Source organism: Bacteroides salyersiae (assembly GCF_031172035.1).
Classification (GTDB): domain Bacteria; phylum Bacteroidota; class Bacteroidia; order Bacteroidales; family Bacteroidaceae; genus Bacteroides; species Bacteroides salyersiae.
Genome location: NZ_CP133452.1, coordinates 5104362 through 5126447, shown reverse-complemented (window position 1 = coordinate 5126447; position 22086 = coordinate 5104362). Strand labels below are relative to the sequence as shown.

Sequence of the window (22086 nt, the reverse complement as noted above, 5' to 3'; positions counted from 1 at the left end):
TCTTCATGGTGTTGAAGACAGGCTCCTTTCTCTCTTTCTTGCGGTGCAAAGATAAACAAATTCATTGGTATCTGGAAGTTATGCGTGTTTTTTTCATGGAGGGATCAGGTGGAGTTTTCCGACAGTGCCCGGGTGGGATAAGTACGGCACTTTTCCCGATTATCGTATCAACCCTATCGAAAAAACGTTAAGAACCTATGACTGTCTCATAAAAAAGTGCGATATTTGCGACATGAATCAGATAGGAACAATTCTCGATATATTAATAAAGGGCTTTGCTATCGGCGTTATTGTCTCTGCTCCGTTGGGACCGGTCGGAGTCCTGTGTATCCAGCGTACCCTGAACAAAGGACGTTGGTATGGCTTTGTGACAGGTTTGGGAGCTTCTTTGAGCGATATTGCCTATGCGCTTCTTACCGGATACGGGATGAGTTTTATTTTTGATTATATCGATAAAAATATTTTCTATTTGCAACTGTTGGGAAGCATTATGTTGCTTGTCTTCGGAATTTATACGTTTCGCAGTAATCCGGTCAAGTCCATTCGTCCGGCATCCACTAATAAAGGCTCTTATTTCCATAATTTTGTTACGGCATTTGCCGTCACACTTTCCAATCCTCTTATAATCTTTCTCTTTATCGGTCTTTTTGCCCGTTTTGCTTTCCTGCAGCCCGGGGTTTTGCTTTTCGAAACCATTACCGGTTATCTGGCGATCGCTATCGGTGCATTGGTCTGGTGGTTCGGAATCACTTTTTTTGTTAATAAAGTGCGCAAGAAATTCAATCTGCGGGGTATCTGGATATTGAACCGCATCATAGGCAGTATTGTTATGCTGGTATCGGCAGTAGGGTTAGTGTACACGCTGCTCGGAGAATCGATTTATTGATAATAAAGGAAAATTGAAGAAATGAAGATAGCAGGACAGTTGAAAGAAAAGAATATTGCCGAATACCTTATATATATGTGGCAGGTAGAGGATATGATCCGTGCCAATGGTTGTGATATCGACCGGGTAGAGCAGACGATCATTTCCCGTTATCCGGAAGAAGAGCGTCCGGCCTTACGCGAATGGTACGGTAATCTTATCGGGATGATGCGCGAAGAGGACGTGCGTGAGAAAGGACACTTGCAGATCAATCGGAACGTTATTATCAATCTGACGGATTTACATAATGCTTTGCTTGCATCGCCGAAGTTCCCATTCTATAATGCCGCTTATTTTAAGGCGCTTCCTTTCATAGTGGAATTGCGCAGTAAAAACGGCCGGAAGGAAGAACCCGAACTGGAGACTTGCTTTGAAGCATTGTACGGCGTGATGTTGCTTCGTTTGCAAAAGAAGGAGATCAGCCCCGAAACGACAAAGGCGATAGAGGCTATCAGCGGTTTCCTGTCATTGTTGGCCAATTACTATGACAAGGATAAAAAAGGAGAATTGAAATTAGAAGATTAATATATGAGAATATTAGTAACCGGAGCCAATGGACAACTTGGCAACGAGATGCAGGTGCTTGCCAAAGAGAATCCGCAGCACATTTATTTTTTTACCGATGTCCGGGAACTGGATATTTGCGACGAACAGGCCGTACGTGCATTTGTTACGGAAAATGAAATCGACGTGATCGTGAATTGTGCCGCATATACGGCAGTAGACAATGCAGAGGATAACCGTGAATTGTGTGATAAGCTGAATCATGTGGCTCCGGGATATCTGGCGCGTGCCGCGCAAAGCCGTGGTGCCGCCATTATACAGGTTTCTACGGATTACGTTTTCGATGGAACAGCTCACATCCCTTACAATGAAGACGAACCTACTTGTCCGGCTTCCGTATATGGTTTCACCAAGTTGGCGGGAGAGCAGGCTGTTGCCGAAGGATGCGAGAAGGCGGTTATAATCCGTACAGCATGGCTTTATTCCATCTATGGAAATAATTTCGTAAAGACCATGATGCGCCTGGGACGTGAGCGTGACAATCTTGGGGTTGTTTTCGACCAAGTGGGAACGCCGACTTATGCCAACGATCTGGCATCTGCCATTTATGCTATTATAAATAAAGGTGTAGTGCCCGGAATTTATCATTTCAGCGATGAAGGTGTCTGTTCATGGTATGATTTTACGAAGGCAATTCATCGTCTGGCGGGTATTGTCACTTGCAAAGTACGTCCGCTTCATACGGCGGATTATCCGGCAAAAGCTCCCCGTCCGGCCTATTCCGTATTGGATAAGACAAAGATTAAAACCACTTTCGATATTGAAATCCCGCATTGGGAAGAGAGCCTTGCGCGTTGCGTGGCACTATTGAATGACTAATTTACAATATGGCAGAAAATACAGAAATACAGAGAAGGCGGACATTCGCTATTATTGCGCACCCGGATGCCGGTAAGACATCTTTGACAGAAAAGTTATTGCTTTTTGGTGGACAGATACAGGTGGCCGGTGCGGTGAAAAGTAATAAAATCAAAAAGACGGCAACCTCGGACTGGATGGAGATCGAGAAACAGCGTGGTATTTCGGTAACCACCTCCGTGATGGAGTTTGACTACCGTGATTATAAGATTAACATCCTCGATACCCCGGGTCACCAAGACTTTGCCGAAGATACTTATCGCACACTGACTGCCGTAGACAGTGTTATCATTGTGGTGGACGGTGCCAAAGGTGTGGAGACGCAAACGCGTAAGTTGATGGAGGTATGCCGCATGCGTAATACGCCTGTTATCATCTTCGTCAATAAAATGGACCGAGAGGGAAAAGATCCGTTCGATCTGCTCGATGAGCTGGAAGAAGAACTGATGATTCAGGTACGTCCGCTTTCTTGGCCGATAGAGCAGGGACCGCGTTTTAAAGGCGTATATAATATATATGAGAATAAGTTAGATCTTTATCAACCCTCGAAACAGGTGGTGACGGAGAAAGTGGAAGTCGATATCAACAGCGATGAACTGGACAAGCAGATTGGTGAAACACTGGCAGATAAACTACGTGGTGATCTGGAATTGATTGAAGGTGTTTATCCTGAATTCGATAACGAGACTTATCTGGCAGGAGAATGCGCTCCTGTGTTTTTCGGTTCGGCATTGAATAACTTCGGTGTTCAGGAACTTTTGAACTGTTTCGTAGAGATTGCTCCGAGTCCCCGTCCTGTGCAGGCCGAGGAGCGTGAGGTGGAACCGGATGAACCGAAGTTTACCGGATTCGTTTTTAAGATTACGGCCAATATCGATCCGAATCACCGTTCGTGTATCGCTTTCTGTAAAATCTGTTCGGGTAAGTTTACGCGTAATGCACCCTATTTGCACGTGCGTCATGGCAAGACGATGCGTTTTTCATCGCCTACCCAGTTTATGGCGCAGCGCAAAACGACAATTGATGAAGCGTATGCCGGTGATATTATCGGTCTGCCGGATAACGGAACTTTCAAAATCGGTGATACGCTGACAGAGGGCGAGCAATTGCATTTCCGTGGATTACCCAGTTTCTCTCCGGAGATGTTCAAATACATAGAGAATGCCGATCCGATGAAACAGAAACAACTTGCCAAAGGTATCGATCAGTTGATGGACGAGGGTGTGGCACAGTTGTTCGTCAATCAGTTCAACGGTCGCAAAATCGTCGGTACGGTGGGGCAACTCCAGTTTGAGGTAATCCAATATCGTCTGCTCAATGAATATAACGCTTCGTGCCGTTGGGAACCGCTAAGCCTTTATAAAGCCTGCTGGATTGAAAGTGATGATCCCGAAGAACTGGAAGCTTTCAAGAAGCGCAAATATCAATACATGGCAAAAGACCGTGAAGGGCGCGATGTGTTCCTTGCCGACTCCAATTATGTATTGCAAATGGCACAAATAGATTTTAAGAACATCAAATTCCATTTCACGAGCGAGTTTTAATAATGTGCCAATAGGAGAATATGCCAATGTGCCAATTAGCTGCGCTGTTATAGCGAATGCTGATTGGCACATTGGTATATTATCCCATTATCTCATTAACGCATTCTTTTTATTGGCATATTGTCACATTGGCACATTGTCCTATTGGCACATTATTTCTAATTGCGATTTAGCTTTTTTTATTCTTTTCCTCCTTTATTTTTTCTTCTTTTATTGGTAATTTCGAACGATTTTTTGAAAAAACGATCAAACAACTAATAATTTATTATATGGAAAACTTAGAAACAGCGTTTTTGCTGATGGTAGTCGGTATGGCTACTGTGTTCGTAATTTTACTTATCGTCATTTATCTGGGTAAACTATTGATTTCGTTGGTCAACAAATATGCTCCGGAAGAAGTCGTACCTGCCAAACAGGCTTCCCGCGTTCCTGCGGCTATTCCCGGTAATATCTTAGCTGCCATTACTGCCGCCGTCAATGTAGTAACCCAAGGCAAGGGTAAAGTATCGAAAGTAGAAAAATTGTAAAACACAACTAATTAGGAATATGAAAAAAGAAATCAAATTCAGCTTGGTTTTCAGAGACATGTGGCAGAGTGCCGGAAAGTATGTACCCCGTGTAGACCAGCTCGTTAAAGTAGCTCCTGCTATTATCGAAATGGGATGTTTTGCCCGTGTTGAAACCAATGGCGGTGGTTTTGAACAAGTAAATCTTTTATTTGGTGAAAATCCCAACCGTGCTGTCCGTGACTGGACAAAACCTTTCCACGAAGCCGGTATACAAACTCATATGCTCGATCGTGCTCTCAACGGACTTCGCATGAGTCCTGTTCCTGCCGATGTGCGTAAACTCTTCTATAAGGTAAAGAAAGCTCAGGGTACTGACATCACACGTACTTTCTGCGGATTGAATGATGTCCGTAACATTGCTCCCTCTATTACCTACGCCCACGATGCCGGTATGATTTCGCAATGCTCGCTCTGCATTACCCATTCCCCCATTCACACGGTGGAGTATTACACCAACATGGCTTTGGAATTAATCAAATTGGGAGCCGATGAAATTTGTATCAAGGATATGGCAGGCATCGGCCGTCCCGTTTCTTTGGGTAGAATAGTAGCCAATATCAAGGCTGCGCATCCCGAAATCCCCATTCAGTATCATAGCCATGCCGGGCCCGGTTTCAATATGGCAAGCATTCTCGAAGTCTGTGAAGCCGGATGCGACTATATCGACGTAGGGATGGAACCCCTCTCGTGGGGAACCGGACATGCCGATCTGCTCAGTGTGCAGGCCATGCTGAAAGATGCAGGATTCCAGGTGCCGGAGATCAATATGGAGGCTTACATGAAAGTACGTGCTTTGGTGCAGGAATTTATGGACGATTTTCTCGGTCTCTACATCAGTCCGAAGAACCGCCTGATGAATTCTCTACTGATTGCTCCCGGGCTCCCGGGTGGTATGATGGGCAGCCTTATGGCCGATTTGGAAACTAATTTAGAGTCTATCAACAAATACAAAGCGAAACACAATCTGCCCTTTATGACGCAGGATCAACTGCTTATCAAACTGTTCAACGAAGTGGCTTATGTATGGCCCCGTGTGGGCTATCCTCCTTTGGTGACGCCGTTCAGCCAATACGTCAAGAATCTGGCTATGATGAACGTGATCGCTATGGAGAAAGGTAAAGACCGTTGGGGAATGATTGCCGATGATATCTGGGATATGATTTTGGGTAAAGCAGGACGTCTGCCGGGGCAATTGGCTCCCGAAATTATCGAGAAAGCCGAACGCGAAGGCCGTAAGTTCTTCGATGGCAATCCGCAGGATAACTATCCCGATGCGCTCGATAAATATCGTAAATTGATGAAAGAGCAGAAGTGGGAGACAGGGCAGGACGATGAGGAACTCTTTGAATATGCCATGCATCCTGCACAATACGAGGCTTATAAAAGTGGCAAAGCGAAAGAAGACTTCCTGGAAGATGTTGCCAAGCGTCGTACCGAACGGGATAAATCTCCGTTGGAAGACGCCAAACCGAAAACTCTCACCGTACAAGTAGACGGACAAGCTTATCGTGTTACGGTGGCTTACGGTGATGCCGAACTCCCTGTTGCGCCGGCAGCCACTGCTCCGGCAGGAGAGGGCAAAGATGTACTTTCTCCATTGGAAGGAAAATTCTTCTTGGTGAAAAATGCACAGGAGACGGCTTTGAAAGTAGGTGATGCGGTGAAAGAGGGTGATGTACTCTGCTATGTGGAAGCCATGAAGACCTACAATGCTATCCGTACGGAATTCGGTGGCACGGTGACAGCTATTTGTGTCAATCCGGGAGATACTGTTTCTGAAGATGATGTATTAATGAAGATAGGATAATGAACGAGATATTTGAGAACTTATACGACATGACTGCTTTCAGTAATATCATTGCCGAACCGCAGTTTCTGATAATGTACGCCATCGCTTTCGTTCTGCTCTATCTGGGCATTAAGAAACAGTATGAACCATTGTTATTGGTGCCCATCGCTTTCGGTGTGTTGCTTGCCAACTTTCCGGGCGGTGATATGGGAGTGATCCAAGCGGACGAAAACGGTATGGTGATGGTGAACGGTGTGATGAAGAGCATTTGGGAAATGCCCTTACACGACATTGCCCATGAATTGGGATTGATGAACTTCATCTATTATATGTTGATAAAGACCGGCTTTCTGCCGCCGATTATTTTTATGGGTGTAGGTGCATTGACCGATTTCGGTCCGATGTTGCGCAATCTGCATCTCTCTATATTCGGAGCAGCCGCTCAGTTGGGCATCTTTACAGTGCTGTTAGTGGCTATCCTGATGGGATTTACTCCCAAAGAAGCCGCTTCATTAGGTATTATCGGTGGTGCTGACGGTCCTACGGCTATCTTTACCACTATTAAGTTAGCTCCGCATCTGTTGGGGCCGATTGCTATTGCTGCATATTCTTATATGGCTTTGGTACCGGTAATTATTCCGATGGTAGTCCGTCTGCTTTGCAGTAAGAAAGAGTTGAGCATCAATATGAAGGAGGAGGAGAAGAAGTATCCTTCGAAGACTGAGATCAAGAATCTGCGCGTTTTGAAGATTGTTTTCCCGATTGTGGTGACTACGGTTGTTGCCCTTTTTGTGCCGAGTGCCGTGCCTTTGATCGGTATGTTGATGTTCGGTAATCTGGTGAAAGAGATCGGTAGCAATACGTTCCGTCTGTTTGATGCCGCTTCTAATAGCATCATGAATGCAGCTACCATTTTCCTCGGGCTCTCGGTAGGTGCAACCATGACTACGGAGGCTTTCTTGAATTGGACAACAATCGGTATCGTAGTGGGCGGCTTCCTTGCTTTTGCATTAAGTATTGCCGGAGGTATTCTTTTTGTGAAGCTGTTCAACCTCTTCTCCAAGAAAAAGATCAATCCGCTGATCGGTGCTACCGGACTGAGTGCCGTACCTATGGCCAGCCGTGTGGCAAATGAAATAGCTTTGAAGTACGATTCGAAAAATCATGTGTTGCAGTATTGCATGGCAAGTAATATTTCCGGGGTTATCGGCTCGGCCGTGGCTGCGGGAGTGCTGATTTCGTTCTTGGCGTAAATATTTTTAATATTACCCTTGTTTTATAAGAAAAGTTATCCGGAATATATGAGGATTTCATGAGTCGTTGAAATTGTTCTCTTATATTCCGGATTTCTACTGTATTTTGTTTATTATGGGTGCTTTTATTCTATATTTAAAAAAGACTTTTCTTTAATTTATCAAAGCATTACTTTATAACTAATACATTCAGTCGCATTGTTACCTTTCAGAATATACAAGCCGCTGGGAATATTTGGTTTGATAGAAAAGTTTTTGTTTGTGCTTTGAAAAGTACTTACGGCTTTTCCACTTTCATCATATAAGACAAACTGATACCCTTCGTATCCATATATTATAATTTGATTATCTTTACTGTAAACGGCTTTTGGTGTTTCTATATCGTTGATTCCGGTACCTTTGGATACAGTTATGTGGATTGGTTGCTCTGTAATTACACCATTAGATTCGACAGCTAATGTTATAGTAGTTTCTCCAGCAGATTTAGGAGTAATTACCAATAAGTTGTTTTCTAAAGTTGCTGTGGCTATTGTTTCATTGCCTATGTTTTTCAACGTTTTGGTAATGTTATATGCCAAGTTGTCTTTATCTGTAATTTTTCCTGCTAAATTTATTTTTTGGGTTCCATCATTAATCTTTAGTGATAATGATTCTTCCAAATTATTTATTTCTGGTGCATATTTATCAGGGAAGATCGGTATTGCTTGGAACCAATAATATTGTTTCAATTTGAGTGTCTTTTTCAATTCTCCACTGGTACCATTTACGATATGTATCCAGTTGTGTTCATAGTTAGTGCTACCTCCGCTTTGAGTTGTCATTATCAATAATTCGTCAGTACGATCATCATACCGAAGGGTTCCATAAGTTGTTTGTTTCGTCTCGGGTGCCGATCCTTCAAGTTCTGAGATTGTAAATAAGGGCTTAAGATTATTAATTTCAGTTCCTATTTCGTAACAATAATAGTTTGAGCCTCCTTCCATTATGTTACTTCCACCATTCCAGTAGAGATTGTTTTTTGTACGACTTGCACAGAATGGGGTCGGTCTCCATGCACCCCATGAACAAGTGATTTCTGCACCTTGAGGAAGATTTAATGTTTCTTCAATTTCTAATGTTTCTGGATTTAAACAGTCCAGGGTTGTACTGGATGCTAACCAAACATTTCCGTCGAAGCTCTGTGTGATACCTTGTATGTTTACATTTTCAATACATTTTATAAGTTGGTCAGTTTCTGTATCGATGATATTTGTTCCCTTGTCTTGCTGGATTGCAAACACATATTTTCCAGCTTTTATCATGTCTCCTATTTGTCCATTATATAAGTCAATACCTTGAGTTCCCTCGATAATGTTCCCGACTTTCATGTTTTTGACATCAAAAACGACAACTCCTTTTGTTGTGCCAAGATATATTTTATTAGGATTTACGCCAACAATCGAACGGCCATCGCCTCCACCTATCGTTTCGAATCCTTTTATTTTTTTCAAAGTTTTGGCATCCATTATTACTAAACGTCCACCACCGGGATTAGGATCGCCTGCATCTTCTTCTTGTTTGGATGTAACATATAGATTACCTCCATAAACAATTCCGTAACATGACGTTGCACCGAAAGCTTCTCCTTTGTTTTCTCGTTCATAAACACGATACATTAATTCTTGATCTTTTGTAAGAAAATTCATATCTCCGTTTTCGTGTCCATACCAAGCTTCGTTCAGAATAAATGTTCCATCCTGGTATCCGTCATAAGGGGTACGATCTAAGTCTTTGACTATTAATCGGACTGTAACAGATACTCCACTATTGTCTTGGGCAGTAGCGGTGAGGGTCGTTTCACCTATTTTGTGTGCTACGATATTGTCTTGATAAAAACTAGCTATCTCGTTGTCCTTAATGGTATATTTTACCTTTTTTACAGTTGCATTCTCTGGTAAAATGATTGGAGTGGGACGGTATATGTCTTTATATTCTATTTCGATTTTTCCATCGGTTCCTAATTGAATTTCAGTTACAGGATGGTTGTTGGTAACGTTGACTGTATAGGATGCAATTATGGCATTTTCTCCTGTTGGATACAGACTTTTGGCTGTTATAGTGGCTTGTCCTTCTGTCTCTTTTGTAGTTACTGTACCGGTTTTGGTTACTTGTACTATTTCAGAATTGCTACTTTCATAAGAAATCTGAGTAAATGTGGCATCTTGAGGAGAGATGATTAATTGGTTTACTATATTTTCTCGTATACCGGCCGTGATCATTTCTTTTTCGAAACGGAGATCGGTAATTGTTTTTTTCGGTGCTCCTACCGTTACGCAACATAAATTGGATTCATATTTTATCCAAGTATTTTTATCTATAATAACAGCTTTAATGTAAGTAATGCCTATTCCTCCTGCAAAGACCAATGTACCTTTTTTCCCGTCTGATCCTTTACTTACTTGAGTCAAAATAGTTTTGGAGGTATCTGTATTACCATTTTTATCGCATATATACCAACTGAGGTTATACCCTTTAGGCATATCAGTCTCTCCTGATATGATAGCAGTAATTGTCGGTGGTTCATCACTGAGAATAGTATTTAATGTCTCAGGTAAAGTGACGCTGATTGTTGTTGGCTCATTTGAGGTAAATTGGCCGCTAACGGATGTTTCTTCTGTTATTATTTGTCGTTCTGAAAGAACTCCTCCTTGTATGGTTGCGCAGACAGTAATGGCTAAAAATAGAAATAATATATTTTTCATAAATAACAAATTAATTATTGATTTAGTAAATGTAAGTCATTGATTCCCATTACTTCGGTAGATGTTTCTCCTAACCATCCGCAGTATTGATTGACTCCTGTATATATTTTTATAAAATCCACACCAGGCAGGTGTACTGGATTTCCCTGTTTGTCCACAGCCCATTCTATTTTGAAATTTGATGTATCTTCTTTGTTGAGTCCATTGTCGGCATATCCCCAAGGGTAAGCATATAATACCCAATATTTACCGATTCCGCTTTCATCTTTGGCGTTTTGGGGAAGAAGAGTACCTTCGAATTCCATTTCAGCATCTTCTATCCATAGAGGGTAGTATTCTTGTTTGTGATATCTATTTTTATAAATATATCCTCCTTGCTGCTGGTTGTCTGTCCATAAAATATATTCGGCATCTATATTCCAGAATTGTTCGTCTTCCGGTGCTTCAACAGGTTCGTGACCTTCGTCTGGACGATAATAAGTTATTTTGTAATTTTTGATGGTTTCCTCTTTGTTATATTCGCTTCCTGCCAGTTCATACCATTCGTCATCATCGGCAATACCGTTTTTATTTCGGTCGTAAGCTACCATAACAATTCCTGGTTCACAACTTCCACCTTCTTCGGGAGCATTTGGATTCGGATTGGAATTTGCATAAAAGGCATTTCCCAGAACTTTAAAATCATATTTTCCGGGCACATTTACAATAGTATGATCAAAACCACAGATTACGTAACCGCCATATCCTCCTAAACTTATTAATATTCGTGTGTTATAACCGATTGACTCGAGTGCTTTTCGGTTCATTGTGCTTTGTGTGTCGCCTATTTCATATTTAGGAAGCTCGTTTATGAATTGCCCAGGTGCAGGCTTATATTCTGGCACAGAAGTTATGTAAGGAGAGTAGGTGGTTTCTTCTTGGTTTACAGTAATGGGAAAGTTTAATGTACTGGCTTTTTGCTCTTCATTAATTACTTTTAGAGTAATCGAATATTTTCCGGGATCCAAAGCTATAAACTCTAACTCTTCTTGTGTAGAAATAACAGAATCACCTATACTCCATTGCATGTTGTATTGGTTATTTCCGGATATAGAAGGGAGGATGGAAAGTACTTTACAGCGCGGAGTTTGAAACCCTCCTTCTGGTATGTTGATTGTAATATTCCCATCATCAGTGGTTACTGTGCTGGGTAATTCGGGATCTTCGGAACAGGAAGTTGTACCGATATAGAAAAAAATACTTACTAATAGGCCGGCAGTTAACCGGTGAACTTGATAATGAATCATATAGGTAAGGTTTTTATAATTATATTTTTTATTTATATTTTTTATTTGTGGACAAAAACAAAGTGAGCCGGTATATCTCCTGTAGTAACTGACCATTTCTTTTTTCCTTCTGGAGTAAAGCAATAGAGTGTACCGGGGGATACATAGTCTTTAGCATCTGTTATATAGAACTCTTTTGTTTCCGGATGAACGGCGATGCCGTAAGGCATTTTAATTTGTTTTTCTGTACCATCGGTGATGAGATTGTTGGTGATGATCTCTCTGGTTCGCGTGTCTATCAATGCATAATTGATTTTCCATTCTTCTTCATTAATATAACTGTATTCTGTGCTGTATAGATAGAGATAGTCATCGTCTATGTACAATTCAGAAGCAGCAATATTTAGTGTATCTATTACTTCATCTGTTCGGCTGTCTATGACATATAGATTAGAAGGAACAGTATAATAGTCACCTCGTGAACTGACGTAGAGATTTCCGTAATGATCAGCTTTCAATCTATGTAAGTTGATGGCTACATCTATCTTTTTGGTTTCAGTAAATGTGTTCAGATCGATGACGGAAACAGTACGGTCATAATTGGGTACGCGATATCCTCCGGAATTAGCTACATATAATCTGTTTTCAACAATGACCATCTCTTCCGGTTGATAACCTACTAAGCAAGTTGCTACCACTTGGAGGGTAGTAGTATCTACTTTGGCTACATATCCTAAACGTGCATTTGGGTCTATTTGCACGGGACCGGCATATGAACTGACATAAGCATAGCCCTCATGAAAGGTAATATAACGGCAGTTAGGAATATCAATCGTTCCTAAATGACGGGCATCTTTTTTGTTCATCACTTCGATAAAATGAGAACAGTTGATAACAGCATACAATTTTTCACCATAGATTTGTATATCATTACCTACATCGCCTAATTCCAAGACAACGGAAGGATTGGTTTCTGCATATATATTTTTGTGATAGTAGCCTGTTGCATAGTCCATATAATCTAATGTACATTTATTACTTCCCATGTTTCCTTCGTTTAGCAAATAGAAACCTGTAATAGACTTTATATCCATAGGAGCTTGTACCTGCGTGCCGGTAGATCGTACAAGTACCTCATCTTCCCCCCGACAGGAACATATCAGAAAACAACTTATGGATAATAATAGAATGAATGATAATTTTTTCATGCTAATAATTATATTTGGATGGTAAGAATGAATTTATAGTTGGTACCTGGCATTGGATAGCATTTCACCACTTCAAACTGTTGGTTGAAAAGGTTGTTGACTTCTGCTGTCAATCGGTAGAGAGTATTTCGAATACGAAAACTTCGAGAGAGTGAAATGTCGTTCGTATACCATTCTGGGGCATAATTTTCTGGAATGTTGGCTCGTTGGTCATATCGTTCACCGGTATAAATGAAACTATAATTGACATCCCAGTTTTGCCAACTGGCATTAATAATCAATGAGCCACTGTGCCAGGGGATGTATGGTATTTGATCTCCGTAATATTCTTCTTTGGGATTGGTGAAATCTTGTGCCTTTTGATAAGTATAGGTGAGACGGGTATCAATAGAAAATTGTTTAGGTAATTCCCAGTTAGTTTGTATGGCTATATCTAATCCTCGTATTTCTACCATACCGAGATTCATCATTGTCCAGCGGAACTGATTGGAAGTGGGGACAGCTACTATTTTATTTTTCACTTCATTATAGTAAACATCTGCTTGTAGTTCGATGTTTTTTAACCATTTGTTTTGAAGAATAGGTGCATAAGTAAACCCTAAATTATACTGATTAGTGAATTCGGGTTTTAGTTTTATATTACCAATAAATGTATAATACAAATCGTTTAGGGTTGGCATGCGAAAGATGTTCTTGTAAAAACCTCGTAAATGGAAATTTGTTTTACGTATAGGTTTCCAGGAGGCCACAACGGTGGGAGTGATCTGCTTTTTATTTTCCATAGACATTGTGTCTGTACGAACATGATCGGATACAAATGTACCCAATACACTGGCCTGTAACTTGAACTGTTCGAAGTTCAGAGCACTTGCTATGGAAACAAGTGTGGTGTGACGATTCGGGTAAGGAAATTTGTACAGGTCAGCATCTAGTTTATTCCATTGATAGTCTAATGCAATGGATGCACTCCAATATTTATTGAAAGAGTATAAGTTGGCAACAGAAAGATAAATTTCTTGTTGTCGGTAATGGTTTTCTACGTACATCAAGCTGGCATCTTTATTCGGATCGGCCAGATAATGTAAATAATCATAGGCATATTTCCCATTGACTAATAGTCCGTATTTATCTGAGAAATGTTTTTTAAAAGATGATTGAATAAATAGGTTGGTATCCCATTGGCGGTCTTCATGAAACAGTTTATTCCGGACCATAGCTCCGGGAAGTCCTCTTTCTGAATGATAAAAATAGGCTTTTCCTTTCCATTCACCTTTGTTGATTTTTCCATATAAGCCACTTTCCACCCGGATGGAGTTAACATCTCCATTTTTACGTACTGCGGTTGTATCGTATCCTCCGGTTGTTTTATAGCGATATTTATAACGCCCGGTGGTATACATGTATTCGGAACTTAAAGATGCAGAAAGGCGTTCGTTTAATTTTTGCTCCCAAAGTACGGAAGGATTGATAACTCCGAAGGAACCGGTCTTAAAATTTCCTCGAATATTATATTGTTTGTTTCCATTGAATCTTGGTATACGACTTTGCAAATAAACGGTACCTGCTGATCCGAAATCTTTAGCAGACTGGAATATGGCACTGCGTTGTCCGTTGTATAGGGAAACTGCCTCCATATTGTCAAGAGAAAAACGACCGAGGTCAATTTGCCCATTCTGGGCGTTTCCCAGTTCAATGCCATCGTAAAATATACCAACATGGTTCGTTCCCATACTTCGTATGTTAACGGTTTTTAGTCCACCTATTCCTCCAAAGTCTTTAATTTGCACTCCAGAAAAATAACGTATGGCATCTGCAACAGAATGTACTGATAGTTTTTCCAATTGTTTTCCTTCCATGATTTGTACAGGAATAATTTCTTTAGACGATACTTTAGATGAAGTAATAGTAACTTCATCTATATGATAAATGCGCAACGTATCTATTTTATTTTGTTGCGCATGTAATAATGCATTCAGTGTCAGGAATATTCCTGTGAACCACTTAGCTTTGATTCCCATGCGTTAATTTGTTTGATAATGGTTTATACCTTTAATTATCAAATTGTTTAAGTTATTAGATATATATGAAATAAAGAAGCTGATACTTGTTGTTAAAGTATAGCATTTCCACTTCATAGCTCGTCCTCGAAAGCTATTGAACATATTGCATGGCAGGTCTTCTGACTTGTTTCTATAGTAAACGCCTTCCCAATCGACTCTTGGTCTTTCAGTGGCATGAAGTATGTATTTACTACATTTTAATGAAACACACAGCAACGGGACTGTTCAGGATTCCCACCTGATTCCCTTTTAATTATTATTTCCGTATGCTTGGAAAAAATAAACCAATGCATGGCAAATTTATGAATTTATTAAGAAATAGAGATGTATTATGGAAATTTTATTTTTTTGTTTCATTATCTATTAAAAATTCAATAAGTTATAAATATTATTTGGAAAATCTATTTGTAAAAAATCTTTGTTCTAAGAAGTGATAACTTCGAAGAACAAAGATTTTAGATTTTATTTAAAATTTACTTGGTATCTTATATAATAAACTGCTCGTTATTGGTTAACCGAAGACCTTATATATATTTTGGATACCTCAACTGTACCGTCCTCATAGGTGATTTTGATAATATTAAAGCCTGGTATGGGTTGTGGTAAAGCTGTGCCATTTATTGTATAATACTCTTTTGTATGAACTATTTTTTCAGATGACTGATTTTCTATGCCGACACCACCATTTATTACATTGAATGTAATATTCAATACAGATTCGGAAGTCGTTAATACCAGTGTGTATTTACCGGCAGACAATCTTTCTCCTTCTCTGTTCAGAGTCAGAACATTATCTGCATATGATGCAGTCAGTACCTGGTCATTCACCACTTCGTCCTCAAACTTTAATGTAGCAGAGATGTTGTCTTCCTCTACGATATTACGGTTGAATGTAATAGTGAAAGTTTTTGTATCCTTGTCAATATTTGCTTCTTCTCCATTCCCGAAGTCCATAGACGGTGTAGTTGATACTATTTCCAGTTCAGGTAACCATGGTTCTACATTGAATGTAATATTCAATACAGATTCGGAAGTCGTTAATACCAGTGTGTATTTACCGGCAGACAATCTTTCTCCTTCTCTGTTCAGAGTCAGAACATTATCTGCATATGATGCAGTCAGTACCTGGTCATTCACCACTTCGTCCTCAAACTTTAATGTAGCAGAGATGTTGTCTTCCTCTACGATATTACGGTTGAATGTAATAGTGAAAGTTTTTGTATCCTTGTCAATATTTGCTTCTTCTCCATTCCCGAAGTCCATAGACGGTGTAGTTGATACTATTTCCAGTTCAGGTAACCATGGTTCTACATTGAATGTAATATTCAATACAGATTCGGAAGTCGTTAATACCAGTGTGTATTTACCGGCAGGCAATCTTTCTCCTTCTCTGTTCAGAGTCAGAACATTATCTGCATATGATGCAGTCAGTACCTGATCATTCACCACTTCGTCCTCAAGCTTTAATGTAGCAGAGATATTGTCTTCCTCTACGATATTACGGTTGAATGTAATAGTGAAAGTTTTTGTATCCTTGTCAATATTTGCTTCTTCTCCATTCCCGAAGTCCATAGACGGTGTGGTTGATACTATTTCCAGTTCAGGTAACCATGGTTCTACATTGAATGTAATATTCAATACAGATTCGGAAGTCGTTAATACCAGTGTGTATTTACCGGCAGGCAATCTTTCTCCTTCTCTGTTCAGAGTCAGAACATTATCTGCATATGATACAGTCAGTACCTGATCATTCACCAATTCGTCTTCAAACTTTAATGTGGCAGAGATGTTGTCTTTCTCTACGATATTACGGTTGAATGTAATAGTGAAAGTTTTTGTGTCCTTGTCAATATTTGCTTCTTCTCCATTCCCGAAGTCCATAGACGGTGTAGTTGATACTATTTCAAGGCTGGAGAGCCATGGGGAGATGATAAAGTTCTTCCAATAGTTAGCTTCTTTATAAGCATTGACAGATGTTTCTGGAACAAAAATTATACAGGTTTCCGGTACATTGGTAAATGTGTTACTACTCGCTGTCGGCACAGATTCAGATTTGATATAGATGCATTCTAAGGCGGAACAACCATTGAATGTATAGGTTGCAAGGGATGTAATTATACCATTTGCTACTACTTTCTTCAATTGAGAATTGTTACGGAATAAACTGCTTTCAAGTTTAGTGATACCGCTTCCTAAAGTTACTTCTTCCAGAGAGGAACAATTATAGAAAGCGGAACCTCCTAAAGATGTAATGTTGTCGGAAAGAACAGCAGATGTTAATCCCTTACAGCCATAAAATGCATTTGCACCAATAGTAGTAATTGCATTTGTGATGGGGAGTATCTTTAGTCCTTGACAATTATAGAATGCATAACTACCTATACTCGTGATTTTTTCTGAAAGCTCGACTTTTTCCAGATTAGAGCATCCATAAAATGTATAGTTGGATAATGTAGTTATTCCTGAACCTATCTTTGCATGAGTTATTCCGGTACAGTTTTGGAATACATAGGTTCCTAATGATGTAATTTGGTCAGGTACTTCTATTGATGTTAGTTTGGTACACCCTTTAAATGCATAATTATTAATTTGAGTGATATTAGCGGTTAAAGGAAGTGCAGCTAAAGATGTACAATTTTGGAATGCATATTGTCCAATTGATGTAATGTTCTCAGATAACACAATTGTTGCTAATTTGGAGCAATTATTGAAAGTATAATTAGGAACACTGAAAACTCCGGTACCAAGTGTTGCGGATAAAAGTTCCGTGCAGCCGTCGAAAATGCTGGTGCCCATATCGGTTACACTATTGGGTACTGTTACTGATGTAATAGCTTTGCAGCTTTTGAATGCTCCGTTTCCCAATGTTGTAATGTTTTCGTTTAAGGGGATGTCTTTCAATATAGAACATGAAGCGAAAGCGCTTGCTCCTATTTCTGTTACTGAAGGACATTCGATATTACTTAGCGATGAACATGAATTGAAAGTATAATCTTCAATTTTAGTAATACCAGTACCGAGAACTACTGAACTTAAATTTTTGCAGTTGCTGAATGCATAACTTCCTAAACTGGTAACACTATTAGGAATATTCAGACTTTCTACCGAAACTCCATAAAATGCCCGGCTACCGATTGTTTGTAGACCGTTATTAAATTCGATACTATTTAACGGACAACCATAGAAAGCCCAATCGCCAATAATTTTGGTTGTAGAGGGTAGGGTGAGCGAGGGTAATTGTGTATTTGAGAATGCCCGTTCACCGATTGTTTCAAGAGATGTACCGAATGTTACAGTCGTTAGTTTTTTGCAATCTCCAAAAGCGTAATTTCCGATGGACACAAGTCCGTTTCCGAATGAAACGGATGTTAGAGCTTCGCATTTGTTGAACGCATAGTTACCGAGAGTAGTTACTTTATCAGGTATTGTCAGTGTATTTATTTTGGTACATCCTTCAAATGCATAGTTCCCAATAGTCATTGATGATAATTCCAATGTGGATTGGTTTAATTTTTCTTCCTCAAAAGTAATGGAAGAAAGCTCAGTACAACCTGAGAATGCATAGTTTCCGATAGAAGTAAGATTATTAGGGAAAGTTATCGATGTTAATGCTGTACAGCCGTTGAATGCTACGTCTCCGATAGAGTTGATATGACCTAATTCTACATTGATTAATGATGAACATCCGTTGAATGAACGAACCCCTATCTTTTGAAGTGAGGATGGCAATATGATATTTTTTAGTGTACTACATCCAAGGAAAGTAGAATCGCCTAACTCTGTTATTGAGTTTCCTAAAATAACAGAAGATAGTTTTTCGCAATTCTTAAATGTTGAAGAACCGATGGTTTCTACATTGTCAGGGAGAATGATGTCTGTTAATGCTATACAATTTTCAAAAGCTGCTCGTCCGATACTTTTTAATTTATCATTTACAGTAATGGATGTAAGGGCAGAACATCCACTAAAGGTTTCATCTCCGATTTGTTCTACTTCGTTAGGCAATATAATTGATGATAATGCTGTGCAACCGCTGAAAGCTTTTTCTCCTAAAGTAGTCAGATTGTCCGGAAGGATTATAGAAGTTAATTTGTTGCATCCTTTAAAAGCCATATTATCAATGCCTATGATGGAGTAATCACTACCATTAAGTTTGATCGTAGAAGGAATTGTCAGTAATCCGGAATAGGTTATATATGAATCATCATAGGTGACTATTGCGGTATTAGGTTCGCTTCCAGGAATAGCAGTTATGTTTTTATTTCCTACAGTCAAAGTTACGGTATCAGTGGAGATTTCATCAAGGATATTCTTAACAATGCAATAGTAAGAACCTGCATCTTCAACTGTAACTGACGGAATTGTGTAATGAGGAGTTTTTGCATCAGGTATTGCTATTTCATTTTTATACCATTGATAAACAAGAGTATCTCCTTTAAATTCGGGAGCAAAGGTTGCTGATTCACCAGGTGAAACAACAATACTTTCAGGTTGAATTTTTATTGATGGTGCTGTGGGGCCGTTTTTAGCAGCAGGGGCCATTTCTTTCCATGGTTGAGAACTCATGTTAACAGCAAAATTCCATCCATCCCAACAACCGTCTGTTAATTTTCTGCCTGTGGCGCCTACACCACTGTAGCCCCAGGCACTTTCATCTGAACTTTTTAGCCAATAAGACCAATATCCTTGATACCAGCCTGATTGCCAATAATCTTCTGGGTCAAGGCAAGTGAAACCGTCATATCCATAACCTCCGGTGAATATTACGCCCTCTTCGTCCGGATAGTAAATTTTTCCATCTTTTTGAACGGCAAAGTCGCCACTTTTGTTAACATCATATCCGAGACCTGCAATTGTGGAACCATATGCTGTTCCGGTTTCTGTCATACAGAAAAAACGTGGATCAGCAGCTGCAATATCTCTGATCATTTTCTCTCCTGTAGCTTCACCATCCCAACGATATCCCCATACTAAAGCATTAGTTTCTCCTTCTGCATTCCATTGGATAGCTAATGCGGCTTTATTTTCACCTTCGCCAGTCCAATTTTCAATCATTTCCATTGTAAAAGTACCTTCTGCAATAGCTTTCATTGGTACTAACTGTTTTGCGACAGGGTGAGGTTGACCCTGTACTGAAACTTGGGCAGAAACCTGCCATGTGACAAACAGTAAAAGAATTAAAGAGTAAATTTTTCTCATTTTATCATAGTTTAATATTAAAATAAAAATGTTTCTTTTGTTCAAGATTTACAGGCGTAAGAATTTATCACATAGGTTATAATCTAAAAACAATATTCCGATTATTTGTTGCTTTATTTATACCTCGTAAGTTTTTACTGCTTTGTGCCTCCACAGGCAAAAGCAAACTACACATTCCTACTACACATAGGAAACGTTGGAACATAGTTTTTCCCATTAATATTTCTATTTGATAGTTACTTTTCCATCAAATAGCTTCAAAGAGTACCAATATGTATGAATAACCTTTTCTGTACACAACTTTTTGTGTACAAATCAGTGGATTCATAGCTCGTCCTCGAAAGCTATTGAACATGTTGCATGGCAGGTCTTCTGACTCGTTTCCGTGAATAAACGCCTTCCCAATCGGCTTAGAAGCCTCTCAGTGGCATGAGGTAGTGTTCATCACGCTTTTATGAAACATACAGCAACGGGACTGTTCAGGATTCTCACCTGATTCCCTTTTAATCATTTTTCTGAATGCTTGGGAAAAATGAACCAATGCGCGGCAAAGTTAGAAATTTATTAAGTAATAGAGAGAAAAAAACAGATATTTTTTTAATAGATGTATGCGACAGTAATGTTTGGTAGTTATTCTGTTGATTTGAAAACAGAGTAACTATCAAACATGAAAGTACAGAATACCTTATTCTGTTTCAACTTATTGGAACGAATCGTTCCATCTAATTGAAACTCATGGTTCCATCTAATTGAAACGAATGGTTTTATTATGTTGGAACGGATCGTTTCAAGCTATTTGAAACTGATTGGCACTGTATACCTTTTTATTCACTGATTACTTTTCGGTATTCGGCTACTGCCATTTTGGCTGCAAGATGTGCATTGATAAGGTTAGAATGGGCTTGCGTCCACGAAAGTTGCGCCGAAAGCACATCTACCATGCTTGCTTTTCCTTCATTATAAGAAAAAGTAGCCAGGTCGAGGTTCTCCTCTGCCAGTTCCATGGTTTCTTGTGCAGTGGTTACTTGATGTTCCGTTTCCGTCAATTTGGTGAGGGTGGCAGAAAGTTCTTCGTTGATATTATCTGTCACGTAGCTCTGCTGTAACTTTTGTATGCCTATATAAGCTTTTTGTTGGCGGTTGGCCTTGAAGCGTGCTCCCCAACGGAAGATGGGAATATTTACGTTCATGCCGAGAATGGGGGTGAAAGAGACATCGTAGCCCATATTGGGCGATGCCGTAGCCCAACCGCCGGTGAGGAACATGTTTATTTGAGGATTGTACTGGCTGAGGGCGGCTTTTCGTTGTGCTTCACTTTTCTGTATGTTGACTTCCGTACTTGCGTAGTCGGCGCGGCGTTGTAATACGTCATCCAGGTTCATAAGCGTTACCGGTTCGCAGATCACTCCGATGGCACACAGGCTGTCTACCGGTGCATTCGGATCTTCGCCCATTAATATGTTCAGTTTCTGCAATGCTAACGTATAATTCTGACGCGCTTTGATGTATTGTAGCTCGGCTTCCTTTTTACGGGTAGAGATCATTAACAGGTCTGTACGGCTGATCATGCCGTCATTGAAACGGTCTTGTATGATGTCGAACTGTTGTTTTACTATTTCTTCATACCGGGCGGCGGCTTCCAGCATGGCGCGACTGGCAGCAGCGTTCCAATATACGGCATCGCTCTGATAGTGTATCTGATCCAAAGTGAGTTCAGCATTCAGCCTGTCTAATTTTTCATCCGCTTGCGCTATTTTGTTTTGGGCCCGTAAGGCGCCACCGGTATACAATGGCTGTGCTACAACAAATACCCCCTGATAAGTATGGTTACGGTATTGTCCTGCCGGACCGTCCCATGCATCCATTTCTTTCAGATTCAAGGTGCCTTCGCCTGTAATATCCACTTGTGGCAGGAATCCGGTAAAAGCAATTTTGCGTCCTTCCATGCTTGCCACGCTTTTCAACTGTTGTTGCTTTAGTATCTGGCTATAGTTTTCCACCCGGTCGCGATAGGCTTCACGACTGAGATGTGCCTGCTGTGCTGTGGCATCTATTCCGTAGCACAGCAGTGCAAGTATTAATATCTGAATTCTCATCATCTTAATGTCTAT

General features: G+C 40.1%; 13 protein-coding genes and 2 riboswitches. Of the genes, 7 read left to right on the top strand and 6 right to left on the bottom strand.

Going from position 1 to position 22086, the window contains the following annotated elements; genetic code table 11:
* Positions 1–232 precede the first annotated feature (232 nt).
* The 7 genes from RB604_RS19695 to RB604_RS19665 all read left to right on the top strand — a co-directional run bounded on the left by RB604_RS19695 (position 233) and on the right by RB604_RS19665 (position 7502).
* Positions 233–886 (top strand): LysE family translocator, encoded by a 654-nt coding sequence (locus RB604_RS19695; RefSeq protein WP_005929702.1) that lies wholly within the window; start codon positions 233–235, stop codon positions 884–886.
* Between the two features lie 21 nt (positions 887–907).
* Entirely contained in the window at positions 908–1450 is a 543-nt protein-coding gene (locus RB604_RS19690) for a DUF4924 family protein (RefSeq protein WP_005929704.1), read from the top strand.
* 3 nt (positions 1451–1453) lie between these two features.
* On the top strand, positions 1454–2308 hold the full coding sequence (gene rfbD / locus RB604_RS19685) for a dTDP-4-dehydrorhamnose reductase (protein ID WP_005929706.1): 855 nt from the start codon (positions 1454–1456) through the stop codon (positions 2306–2308).
* A gap of 8 nt (positions 2309–2316) precedes the next feature.
* On the top strand, positions 2317–3891 hold the full coding sequence (locus RB604_RS19680; RefSeq protein ID WP_005929710.1) for a peptide chain release factor 3: 1575 nt from the start codon (positions 2317–2319) through the stop codon (positions 3889–3891).
* Between the two features lie 269 nt (positions 3892–4160).
* A complete protein-coding gene (locus tag RB604_RS19675; protein ID WP_005929713.1) occupies positions 4161–4418 on the top strand; it encodes an OadG family protein in 258 nt (85 codons plus the stop codon).
* A gap of 19 nt (positions 4419–4437) precedes the next feature.
* Entirely contained in the window at positions 4438–6267 is a 1830-nt protein-coding gene (locus RB604_RS19670; RefSeq protein ID WP_055295707.1) for a biotin/lipoyl-containing protein, read from the top strand.
* Positions 6267–7502, top strand: coding sequence for a sodium ion-translocating decarboxylase subunit beta (locus RB604_RS19665; protein ID WP_005929719.1), 1236 nt, complete (start codon positions 6267–6269; stop codon positions 7500–7502). Before RB604_RS19670 ends, RB604_RS19665 begins: the two co-directional genes overlap by 1 nt.
* Before the next feature lie 161 nt (positions 7503–7663).
* Here the strand turns inward: RB604_RS19665 and RB604_RS19660 are convergent, their stop codons facing one another.
* The 6 genes from RB604_RS19660 to RB604_RS19635 form a co-directional block, all read right to left on the bottom strand.
* Positions 7664–10243 (bottom strand): DUF5074 domain-containing protein, encoded by a 2580-nt coding sequence (locus RB604_RS19660; RefSeq protein ID WP_005929721.1) that lies wholly within the window; start codon positions 10241–10243, stop codon positions 7664–7666.
* A 14-nt stretch (positions 10244–10257) separates the two neighbouring features.
* Entirely contained in the window at positions 10258–11529 is a 1272-nt protein-coding gene (locus RB604_RS19655) for a PKD-like domain-containing protein (RefSeq protein ID WP_007481492.1), read from the bottom strand.
* A gap of 41 nt (positions 11530–11570) precedes the next feature.
* Entirely contained in the window at positions 11571–12716 is a 1146-nt protein-coding gene (locus RB604_RS19650; RefSeq protein ID WP_005929727.1) for a YncE family protein, read from the bottom strand.
* Between the two features lie 8 nt (positions 12717–12724).
* A complete protein-coding gene (locus RB604_RS19645; protein ID WP_055295709.1) occupies positions 12725–14734 on the bottom strand; it encodes a TonB-dependent receptor in 2010 nt (669 codons plus the stop codon).
* Positions 14735–14868: 134 nt separating this feature from the next.
* Positions 14869–15081: riboswitch (cobalamin riboswitch) on the bottom strand.
* Positions 15082–15280: 199 nt separating this feature from the next.
* Positions 15281–19867, bottom strand: coding sequence for a leucine-rich repeat protein (locus RB604_RS19640; RefSeq protein ID WP_309007042.1), 4587 nt, complete (start codon positions 19865–19867; stop codon positions 15281–15283).
* A gap of 453 nt (positions 19868–20320) precedes the next feature.
* A riboswitch (cobalamin riboswitch) is annotated at positions 20321–20533 on the bottom strand.
* Positions 20534–20799: 266 nt separating this feature from the next.
* A complete protein-coding gene (locus RB604_RS19635; RefSeq protein ID WP_055295758.1) occupies positions 20800–22074 on the bottom strand; it encodes a TolC family protein in 1275 nt (424 codons plus the stop codon).
* Positions 22075–22086 lie beyond the last annotated feature (12 nt).